The 10455-nt window shown below is 65.1% G+C and carries 10 protein-coding genes and 2 pseudogenes; 7 read left to right on the top strand and 5 right to left on the bottom strand.

From position 1 onward, the window contains the following. From CG747_RS46130 to CG747_RS46115, 4 genes and pseudogenes are all read right to left on the bottom strand, one after another. Positions 1-233: pseudogene (locus CG747_RS46130) on the bottom strand (IS30 family transposase); the annotation flags it as partial. A 48-nt stretch (positions 234-281) separates the two neighbouring features. Beyond that, positions 282-902, bottom strand: a complete 621-nt coding sequence (locus CG747_RS46125) for an IS3 family transposase (RefSeq protein WP_180986036.1) — start codon at positions 900-902, stop codon at positions 282-284. Then, positions 899-1183 carry a transposase gene (locus CG747_RS46120; RefSeq protein WP_100607851.1) on the bottom strand — a complete coding sequence of 95 codons (285 nt, stop codon included), beginning with the start codon at positions 1181-1183 and terminating at the stop codon, positions 899-901. Before CG747_RS46120 ends, CG747_RS46125 begins: the two co-directional genes overlap by 4 nt. Positions 1184-1632: 449 nt before the next feature. Beyond that, positions 1633-2328, bottom strand: coding sequence for a type 1 glutamine amidotransferase domain-containing protein (locus CG747_RS46115; RefSeq protein WP_180986035.1), 696 nt, complete (start codon positions 2326-2328; stop codon positions 1633-1635). A gap of 458 nt (positions 2329-2786) precedes the next feature. Between CG747_RS46115 and CG747_RS51265 the strand changes: the two genes are divergently transcribed. From CG747_RS51265 to CG747_RS50585, 5 genes and pseudogenes are all read left to right on the top strand, one after another. Beyond that, positions 2787-3041 carry a GPR1/FUN34/YaaH family transporter gene (locus CG747_RS51265; RefSeq protein ID WP_107490358.1) on the top strand — a complete coding sequence of 85 codons (255 nt, stop codon included), beginning with the start codon at positions 2787-2789 and terminating at the stop codon, positions 3039-3041. Between the two features lie 371 nt (positions 3042-3412). Further along, the gene (locus CG747_RS46105; protein ID WP_100607848.1) at positions 3413-4279 is read left to right on the top strand and encodes an SDR family oxidoreductase; all 867 of its coding nucleotides are present in this window, start codon (positions 3413-3415) and stop codon (positions 4277-4279) included. Positions 4280-4491: 212 nt separating this feature from the next. After that, positions 4492-6147, top strand: a complete 1656-nt coding sequence (locus tag CG747_RS46100) for an NAD-dependent malic enzyme (protein WP_100607847.1) — start codon at positions 4492-4494, stop codon at positions 6145-6147. Then, positions 6144-7601, top strand: coding sequence for a class II fumarate hydratase (gene fumC, locus CG747_RS46095; protein ID WP_100607846.1), 1458 nt, complete (start codon positions 6144-6146; stop codon positions 7599-7601). Before CG747_RS46100 ends, fumC begins: the two co-directional genes overlap by 4 nt. 209 nt (positions 7602-7810) lie before the next feature. Beyond that, positions 7811-8053 (top strand): annotated as a pseudogene (locus CG747_RS50585) (IS630 family transposase); the annotation flags it as partial. Between the two features lie 22 nt (positions 8054-8075). Here CG747_RS50585 and CG747_RS46085 read toward each other — a convergent pair. Next, positions 8076-9008 (bottom strand): DMT family transporter, encoded by a 933-nt coding sequence (locus tag CG747_RS46085; RefSeq protein ID WP_100607845.1) that lies wholly within the window; start codon positions 9006-9008, stop codon positions 8076-8078. 69 nt (positions 9009-9077) lie between these two features. On the opposite strand from CG747_RS46085, the gene CG747_RS46080 reads away from it, so the two are divergent. Both CG747_RS46080 and CG747_RS50870 read left to right on the top strand, forming a co-directional pair. After that, a complete protein-coding gene (locus CG747_RS46080) occupies positions 9078-9686 on the top strand; it encodes a TetR/AcrR family transcriptional regulator (protein WP_100607844.1) in 609 nt (202 codons plus the stop codon). A gap of 216 nt (positions 9687-9902) precedes the next feature. Continuing rightward, positions 9903-10130 (top strand): hypothetical protein, encoded by a 228-nt coding sequence (locus CG747_RS50870; protein WP_146022300.1) that lies wholly within the window; start codon positions 9903-9905, stop codon positions 10128-10130. Positions 10131-10455 lie beyond the last annotated feature (325 nt).

Below are 10455 nucleotides of genomic sequence, written 5' to 3'. Positions count from 1 at the left end.
TCCCGCTCGGCGAACGAGAGGTAGCGGCCCGAGACAGTCAGGCTGATCTGCGGCATCCCGCCAGCATGCCGGAACCACCGGGTTCCCACCGCGGGGGCCGCTCCAACAGTGACCGCCGCGTCCTCACTGGTCAGCCCCTTGGCGATCTCACCCCAGAACAGCCGCTCGATCTCCCGCCGGGTCGAGGGCCGCCCCGGCGACTTCATCGGCGACCGTCCCGTCAACTCCGTCATCCAACCCGCTGGTCGTCCCACAACACACCCCTCTGATCAGGCATGTTGCTACGACTCGTTGAACCCGGGCTCACTGCCGCGGTCCGAGTGAAACACCACGTCAGCGACGGTGCCGCCGCGGGTTGTGGCAGCCATCCGCAGCGCGGCGACCACGAGTTCGGCGTCATGGCGAGTACCCATCGCGTAGCCGAGCAGGCGACGCGAGAACAGGTCGATGACGGTGGCCAGGTAGAGCTTGCCCTCACCGGTGGTGATCTCGGTCATGTCACCGCACCAGCGGACGTCTGGAACCTGGGCGGTGAAGTCACGCTGGACCAGATCCGGGGCGACAGGGCGTTTGCCCTGCCGGGTCAGCGACCTGCGGCGTCGCTTGACGCGACCGGCCAGACCGAGCTCGGCCATCAGCTTCGCGATCGTGTTCTTCGACACCCGCCACCCACGTTCGCGCAGTTCGGCGTGGACGCGCGGGGATCCGTAGGTGCCACCGGAGCGATCGAAGACCTCACGCACGGCTGCCACGAGCTCGGCCCGGCGCTCATCACGCGCAGTGGGCGGACGACGGAGCCACTTATACAACCAGGACTGCGAGACCTCAAGGGCCCGGCAGGAAACGGCGTGCGGCACCTGGTGGCTGGTCCTCTGGTCGGCGATGAAGTCCGCAACCGTCACTTCGTCGCCTCCTTGACCCACAGGACCACCGATCGCTTGAGGACATCACGTTCCATCCGCAGTTCGTGATTCTCCTTGCGCAACCGGGCGAGTTCGGCACGCTCGTCCGGGTCCAGGCCGGCCCGCGACGCCTCCTTCTCCCGGGAGACCCAGGTGGCCAGCGTGCCCTCGTTGACGCCCAGGTCCCTCGCGACCTGCGCGATCGGCTTTCCGGTCTCCCGGACGATCCGGACCGCCCCGGCCCGGAACTCCGCGTCGTACCTCTTGCGTATCTCTGCCATCAAACTTCCTCATAGCGGACTTCTCCACACTACGAGGGGAAGCACAGTCATGTGCTTCCCCTTCCTCGGCGTAGAAGGTGAACTTCACCATTTCGGTGGCTTGGAACCGTGAGGATCGTGCTGAAGGAGTCGGCAGCAGCCGCCGCGACTGCCGTGTCCGGTCGGCCGCATGAACCCGAAAGCAGCCTCCGACGCGGAAGTCGTGGCGGTCCGCGTTCCGCCGTGCCGCGGATCACCATTTTCGCGTCTCTGCGCTTGGCACGCATCCGATTCCGCCGTCGTTCGCCGTGCGGCAGCGGCTGTCCTGCCCGCTTGACAGGCCGCCGCTGTTGGAGCGTGGGGTACTCGCCCGGCTGAAGGGTACGACTTCCAACGGCTGGCGCCCACGTCGCAGGTCGGGCCAGGGTCGCCTGATCCGGGAGCTCGGTGCCACCGGTCACCGGTCAGGCTCAGGAAAGGACCTTGAGTACTTCCTTTGCCAGCGGCCCGGAGGACGCGGGGTTCTGCCCCGTGTGCAGGTTGCCGTCCGATACGAGGTACGACTCCCAGGCGGGACCACGGGAGTAGTTGGTGGGTAGCTTCTTCAGCTCGTCCTCCAGCAGCCACTTCGCGTCCGTGGCGAAGCCGACGCCTTCTTCTTCCTCGTTGCAGAAGCCCGTCACGCTGCGGCCCGCGAAGGGTGTGTTCCCGTTCTCGTCGCGGGTCGAGAGGATGGCGGCCGGTGCGTGGCAGACGATGGCGAGGGGCTTGCCCGAAGCGAGTGCCTTGCGGAGCAGCACGGCGGAGTCCGCGTCGAACGCGAGGTCCTCCATGGGACCGTGGCCTCCGGGGTAGTAGACCGCGTCGTAGTCTTCGAGCCGCGCGTCCTTGATGGCGATGGGGTGGCGGAGCTCCTCGGCAGACTCGATGACCGCGGTCTCCTTGAGCATGTTCTCCTCGCCTCCCGCGTAACGGGGCTGCAGGCTCATGGTGTCCACGACGGGGATAACAGCGCCCGGGGTTGCCACCGTGACCTGGTATCCGGCATCCGTAAAGACGCTGTAGGGTGCGACGAACTCCTCGGCCCAGTACCCTGTCGGATGGCGATGACCGTTCTCGAACGTCCAGTAGCTTGCACCAGTCATCACAAACAAAACTCGACCCACGACTACTCCCCCTCGCAATTTCGGACCGGGAAGAATTCACTGTTTCTCAAGCTACCTCGGGCTGGCAGGCGCGGCAACCGCAGGTCCGCACAATTCATTCCCGTAGCCTAAGATGCAAATTCGAGCTAAATACAGTCCGAATTCCGGAATATCATGGCCGAGTAGGCGAAAGGTTCCTTCTGGCGTCGGATCGGCGCGTGCTTGATTCTCAGTTTTTCCAGCCGCGCCATCCAGGCTTCCAGGTCCGAGTGCTCGTCGATCAGGAAAACAATGTGGTCCAGCCCGGTCCGGGATTCTAGAAATCCTTTGCGGTTGTTCCCGGTGTTCTCTCGGTAGCGGTGGGCGAACTTCCAGTCGATCGCCTCGGCCTTGAACACCTTCTTGCGCCAATCCAGACTCTCGTCGAGATTCGTGACCGATTGAAAAATCCTTGGTGACCAGCACGTTTCAGTAGGCAGCTGGGACCCGCACTCGCGGTCGGCGAGTTCAATGAGTCCAACACGCTGATCAAGATCGGCGGTGGCTCCGGCTTTCTCACAGCAATTCTTGGCATGTACGGAGCGTTCGCGGGCCTGGTGGACGGGACGCGGGACCGGCACCTGATACCGGCATGCCCCGCCCCCGGCAGGAGCCTTGAGTGCCTTGCCCGCAACAAGTCGCGTCCCACGCCGGTTACCTCGTCCACAGCGGAGCACCCTGAGAATTCCAGCTGAGTCGATGCAGCCGATTCTTCGCGTGGCCCTGAATTCCAATGAATCGCTGGCGCTCAAATACAGGAGTCTGGCACGCAAATCCACTCTTGACGGATTGCGTTCGCTGAGTTGCCGGGAGCCGCATGCGGGATCAGACTGGTCGCGAGGTCATCCGGAGACAGGCGCGCAAGCCGTCTTCGATATCAAGACCGCTGCTGGTGTTGGCGGTTGGCGGCTTAGAGGGTCGGGCCGCCGTCACCGAACACAGCGTGGGATCCGCCTCGAGTCTCCGTGAGCAGCGGCGTACACGAACTCCCCTGCTGCCGCGCATTGGTTCCCCGCCGGACCCACGCGCGTCGCGGGCACCATGAACGTGAAAGGAAGCACTCGACATGGCGAATGCAGACCTGAGGAAGGTCCTCATCACGGGCGCGGGAACCGGCTTCGGGTTCGAGGCCGCCATGCGCCTCGCCGAGAAGGGCTTCGACGTGATCGCCGGGGTGGAGATCTACGCCCAGGTGCAGACCCTGAAGTGGCAGGCGAAGGAGCGAGGTGTCTCTCTGCGAGTGGAGAAGCTCGACGTCACGAACGAAGGAGACCGCCGCAAGGCACTCGACTGGGGCGTAGAGATCCTGGTGAACAACGCCGGTGTCGGTGAGGGCGGTTCCACCGTCGACATTCCAGAAGCGAACATCCGGCACCAGTTCGAGGTCAATGTGACGGGGCCGCTGGTCCTCACGCAGGGAATCGTCAAGCAGATGATCAAGCGCGGGGGCGGCCGTGTCGTCTGGGTGTCCTCGCGGGAGGGCCTGAACGTCAATCCCTTCACCGGCATCTACTCCGCCTCGAAGCACGCGGTGGAGGCGATTGCCGAGACGATGGCGTACGAGCTGCAGGAATACAACGTCGAGGTTGCCACAGTGAACCCGGGGCCCTTCCTGACGGGATTCAACGACCGGATGTTCCAGACCTGGGAGAGCTGGGAGGACGACGCGTCGGAGCGGCTATTCGACTACTCCAAGCTCGCCTTCCCCCGTGCTCAGTTCGACCCCGAAGCGGTCTTCGCCACGCTGACGGCCGTTGCCGCCGCAGAAGTCGGCACGTTCCGCAACCTGGAGCCCAAGTCGATGCTCGAAGAGACCAAGCAGCTCCAGGCCGTTCCCTGGGAGCGGAAGGTCACGGACGGCCTAGGCACCCGCCATCCTGCCATCCAGCACTCCTACGAGATGACGCCGGAGACTCCCGTCACGGCATCGTAGAGCGGCTCCTGAGCCCGGGCGTCCCGCGTTTCGCAGCGAGAACCCGGGCGTGAAATCGGGCTGCACGGTGGTCACCGCATGGTTGGCATCGGGCGCACCGGATCTCTTCGGCGCTGACTTCAGCCAGTCCTTGGTGTCGGACCTTGCCGCCGCCACGAAACCGCGCATGCGCACGGGCGCGCAGAGCTCACAACTGCTGGAGGTACACCACAATGCCTGTCAAGCCAACCGTGCTGCAGGATCGCTATCGCAACCGCGGTACGGCGTTCACACTGGAGGAGCGGGCGAGGCTGGGGATCACGGGGCGGCTGCCGGCAGCTGTCGAGACCCTTGACCAGCAGGCCGGCCGGGCCTACGCGCAGTTGCAGGAGCAGCCCTCCAACCTGCACAAGTACATCTACCTCAACGAGGTCCACGACCGGAACCAGGTGCTGTACTTCAAGCTGCTCGGCGACCATCTCGACGAGTTGCTTCCCGTCGTATACGACCCCACGGTCGGCGAGGCGATCGAGAAGTGGTCCCTCGACTACCGTGACTCGCGCGCGGTGTACTTGTCGATCGACCGTCCCGAGGACATGAAGGCCTCGTTCCAGTCGCTCGGACTTGGCTCGGACGACGTGGATCTGATCGTCGTCTCGGATGCCCAGGAGATCCTGGGAATCGGGGACTGGGGCGTCAACGGGACCGACATCTCCATCGGGAAGCTCGCGGTCTACACCGCGGCCGCTGGCATCGACCCCAACCGCGTCATCGCCGTGAACCTCGATGTGGGCACGGACAACGAGCAATTGCTCAATAGTCCGTCCTACCTGGGCAACCGGCATGCGCGCGTCACTGGTCGGCACTACGACGACTTCGTCGCCCTTTACCTCGAAACCGCGTCCGAGCTGTTCCCCGGCGCGTTCCTGCACTTCGAGGACTTCGGGCCGTCGAACGCACGGCGGATCCTTGTGGAGAACGCCGACAAGTACCGGATCTTCAACGACGACATGCAGGGAACGGGCGCGATCGTCATGGCGTCGGCGTTCTCGGCCCTGAAGGTCACCGGGGAACGCTGGTCCGAGCAGCGACTCGTCGTATTCGGCGCGGGCACCGCCGGCACCGGTATGGCCGACCAGATCCACGCGGCGATGCTGCGAGACGGTGCGACGCCCGACGAGGCGAAGAAGAACATCTGGCTCGTCGACATCCACGGCCTGGTGACCGATGACATGCGGGACTTGCCCGACTACCAGCAGGTCTACGCGCGGACGAGGTCCGAGGTTGCCAAGTGGTCCGACGGCGAGATCGATCTGCTCACGACGATCCGGCATGTCAAGCCCACCATCCTGATCGGTACCTCCACCGCGCACGGCGCGTTCACGGAGGCCATCGTGCGCGCGCTGGCCGCCGGCGTCGAACGTCCGCTGCTGCTGCCGCTGTCGAACCCGACGAGTCGCATCGAGGTCATGCCGTCCGACGCGGTGCCCTGGTCCGAGGGCAGGGCGCTGATGGCGGTCGGCATCCCGGTGGAGCCGGTCCAGTACAAGGGAGTCTCCTACGAAATCGGGCAGGCCAACAACGCCCTGTTGTACCCAGGGCTCGGTCTCGGCACCATCGTCTCTGGTGCCAGCCACGTGACGGACAACATGCTGCTGGCCGCTGCCGAGGCGGTGGCAGGCCAAGTCGATGTGTCGGCGCCCGGAGCATCGCTCCTGCCACCCGTCGCGAATCTGAGGGCGTCATCCGCAACGGTTGCGGTCGCCGTAGCCAGAGCCGCGGTGCAGGACGGTGTCGCCACCAAGTCGCACGACAACCTCGTCCAGGCCGTCCAGGACGCGATGTGGGACCCGGTCTACCGCGCGGACGACCTGGAGTGCCGGCAATGAGCGGAGACCAGCCGACCCCGAAGATGACGAACCTGCCGATCGGGATCGAGGCCGACGGAAGCCGGCAGGAGTTCGACAGCATGGGCACGGTCGATGTCCCGGCGCATCGGTACTGGGGAGCGCAGACACAGCGCTCGCTCCTGCACTTCTCCATCGGCACAGACCTGATGCCCAAGGAGGTGTACCACGCGTACGGCTACGTGAAGAAGGCGGCAGCGCTCGTGAACGCCGCCGCCGGGCGGCTGCCCGAGTGGAAGGAACAGGCCATCGTACGGGCCGCGGAAGAGGCCATCGCCGGCAAGCTCGACGACCACTTCCCGCTCTACGTGTGGCAGACGGGGTCGGGCACCCAGAGCAACATGAACGTCAACGAGGTCCTGGCGAACCGCGCGTCGCAGCTACTCGGCGGCACGCTCGGGACCCAGAAGCCGGTCGCCCCCAATGACGACGTCAACATGGGGCAGTCCAGCAACGACAGCTTCCCGACCGCGATGCACATCGCCGCCGTGAAGGAGTTCGACGAGCGCCTCCTGCCCCAGGCCCGGGAGCTCGCTGCCACCATCGAGGCCAAAGCCACAGAATGGGCCGAGATCGTCAAGATCGGCCGCACACACCTTGAAGACGCCGTACCACTCACCGTCGGGCAGGAGTGGTCAGGCTATGCAGCACAACTGCGCGCCTGTATCGGCGAAGTCGAGCACAGCCGTCTCGGCCTGCTCGCACTGGCCCTGGGCGGCACCGCCGTCGGCACGGGTCTCAACGCGCCCGCCGGCTTCAGTCGCGACGTCGCGAGCAAGATCGCCGAACTGACCGGTACGCCCTTTGTCACCGCCGGGAACAAGTTCATGGCACAGGGGTCCCTGGACCCGATGGTGCGGGCGCACGGTGCGCTGCGTGGTCTGGCCGTAGCCTTGATGAAGATCGCCAACGACATGCGGTGGCTGGCCTCGGGCCCACGCACCGGATTCGCCGAGCTGCAGCTTCCACAGAACGAACCCGGCTCGTCGATCATGCCCGGCAAGGTCAATCCGACCCAGTGCGAAGCCATCGTCATGATCGCGATCCAGGTACTCGGCAATGACGCGGCAGTCGCCTTCGCCGGCAGCCAGGGCAACTTCGAGCTGAACGCCATGCGCCCGTTGATCATCAACAACTTCCTCCACTCCGCGCGCATCCTCGCAGACGGTATGGAGAAGTTCCGGACCTTCTCCGTCAGCGGTACGCAGCTCAACCAGGAGAAGATCCGGCGGTATGTGGACGAGAGCTTGATGCTCGTGACAGCGCTGAGCCCGGTCATCGGGTACCAGAACGCGGCGCACATCGCCGAATCCGCGCTGGCCACCGGCCAGACGCTCAAGGATGCAGCCCTGGCGAGCGGCCACGTCGACGAGAAGACGTTCGACTCCGTCGTCGATCCGCTCTCGATGGTCGGCCACGGCGTTTCCGGCGCCTGAACGACCTCTTGGAAGGGGTGGACTGCCATCGTGAACCGTAGGAGGGCGGCGCCCACCGGCGCCGCCCTCCGGTGGGTTCTGTGTCAGGTCCCCGGGCCGGTTCGGACCGCTGGGAACCGAGTGGGTGCCGACTTCGAGCCCTTGCTCCGGCACGTCCCGCGGCCTATTCGAAGACGACGACCTGGCGGCCAACGGCGTCGCCGCGCCCCGGGTCCTCAAGGTTCTTGTTGATGTCGTCGTGGTTGAACCTGGTGGAACGATGGTTCGCCGAGCTGACCGGCAAGAAGCTGCAGCGCGGCGCCCATCGCTCCGTCCAGGCCCTCGAACGCGACATCCGCGCCTGGTTGACCGACTGGAACGAAAACCCACGACCATTTGCCTGGACCAAAACCGCCGACGAGATCCTCGACAAAGTCGCCGCATACTGCAAACGAATCCCCGACTCAGGACACTACAGTAACGAGGCAGAGGCATTTAGGCGCCGTACTTGGCTGGCCTGGCGGCTTCGCCCGTGTCTATATCCCGCGCGCACACCTTGGTGGATGAGGTGTCACCGCGATAGACGAGGACGACTGCTGCGAGGCCGACGGCCAGGCCGAGAGCGATCTGCGGACCGAACGGTTCACCGAACATGAGGGCTCCCCAGACTGCCGTGACCGGGGCCATGAGGAACATGAGCGTATTGACCTTGGTAACCCCAGTGCGCCTCAGGATGAGCCAGTACAGCCCGTACCCGCCGAAGGTCGACAAGGCTACGAGCCAGGTGATCGCGACCCAGAACGAGAGCTCAGCGGGCGGCTTCGCGGCTCCAGTGCTCACGGCAAGTGTCGTGAAGATGACGGCACTGGTGGCGCAGTGGACGGTCATCGACACCGGGGGCGCGACGCGCGCGCGGGAGCGGCTTTCGAGGAACGTGGCCGCTACCAGCGAGAGCATGCCGAGGAAGGGGATGAGATAGATCCACCAGGACGCACCGGTGCCGGCCGCGGCATCCGCCATGGTGACGATGGCGACACCGCTCGCCCCCAGGCACAGCCCGAGCCACTGCTTGCGCGAGACGTATTGACGCAACAACGGCCCGGCAATTGCTCCGGCGACGAGGGGCTGGACGCCGTCGATCAGGGCTGTGGTGCCGCTGGAGACCCCGAGTTGGATCGCGTAGTAGACGGTGAGCAGATAGCAGCTCTGCGACAGCACGCCGATCATGGCTTGCCGGGCCACATCCCGCACCGCGAGGCCCCGCCACGACGTTCTGGAGACGGTAGCAATCACGATCAGGATGACGACCAGCGGCAGGAACCGCCACATCAGGATCGTGACCGCAGACGCACTGCCCGCGCCGAGCTTGGCCCCAATGAACCCGGAACTCCAGCAGAGCACGAAGGCGATCGAGAGCAGGAAGTTCACGTCTCACTCTCCACTAAACAGATCGGTATACCCATCAGCTCACTATACAGATCGGTATACTGTTGAGGTATGGGCACTGCCGAGATGACGCGACGGATCACGATGACGCCTGCCGCACGGCGCGTCCTGGAGGCCGCCGCGAGGCTGTTCTACGAGCGCGGCATCCATGCCGTCGGGGTGGACCTGATCGCCGCCGAGGCCGGGGTGACGAAGAAGACCCTCTACGACCGGTTCGGTTCCAAGGAGCAGATCGTCGTGGAGTACCTCGCGGACCGTGATGAACGCTGGCGGGCCTTCCTCGCCCAGTACCTCGACGCCGCACAGCCGGGGTCGGCAGCGCGCGTTCTGGCCGTCTTCGACGCCTCACGCGCGTGGTCGGCGAAGAACAGTTCCAAGGGGTGCAGCATGGTCAACGCTCACGCCGAGATCAGCGATCCGTCCCATCCGGCCTACCCGATCATCACCGGACAAAAGCATTGGATGCTCGCCCTGTTCACCGACCTCGCTGGGGACATCGCCCCGGACGGGGCCGGCCATCTGGGCCGGACACTCATGCTGCTTCACGAAGGAGCGCTCGTCGCCCACGGACTGAACATCTTCGCGGATCCCATCAGCCATGCCCGCGAACAGGCACAAGCTCTCCTTGTCACCGCTGTTGACTCGGCCGCGAAGCGGTGAGGCAACGCCCAAAAGATCGCTTCTGCGAGCCGGAAAGAGGAGGAATAGCGCACGGTCGGAATAAGCCCCTCCCGCCAGTAGTCCAAAGCCTGCGCTCCGGTTGCTGCCCTGACTCCGCCCCTGCCGACGACGGCACCGCGGGGCGGCACCTGATCTGCAGCCGGCACATACGAGAACATCACCGACGCCGACGGCAACTACGTTCCCGCCGGCGAGGTGCGCGAGGTTCCCTGGGGCGCCACCACCCCGGTCGTCCGCGCCATCCGCGTCCTGGAACGGATGGTCCTGCCCGGCGAACTCCTGTTGCGCAGCGCGCATCACGACGTCGCCTGTCCGGGCCGCCACCCTGGCTCGCTCAAACTGGCGGCTGTGACCATGCGGCTCAAGAACTTCTGGGGAGTATCACAGCCACTGGGGAGCGCCTGGGGAGAATCAGCTGCATAAATCAGCATGAGACTGAAAGGCAGCGAAAGGACCATTGGCGCAGGTCAACGATCCGCTTAGCAGTAACGTCGCAGGTCAAGGGCGGTGCCTGGACAACTCCATGATGTAGGTACCGAGTTTTGTCTGCCTCAACCACAGCAGCTCTGCATGGCTGCGCACCGCATCGCACCGACAGACGTCCGCTGCGGCACGCTCCAGTTGAACGTCTGGCGCTCGTCGACGGCCCTGGTGATGACCCATGTAAGGCGGCGAACAGGCACCGGCCCCCCACGCCACTCCCCCTTGCCCCAACTCGCTGACCTGGACTACTGACTTCAGCTCGTTG

The sequence above is a fragment of the Streptomyces sp. CB02959 genome (assembly GCF_002803155.1).
In the GTDB taxonomy this organism is placed as follows: Bacteria; Actinomycetota; Actinomycetes; order Streptomycetales; family Streptomycetaceae; genus Streptomyces.
This window is presented reverse-complemented; position numbering and strand designations above follow the sequence as displayed.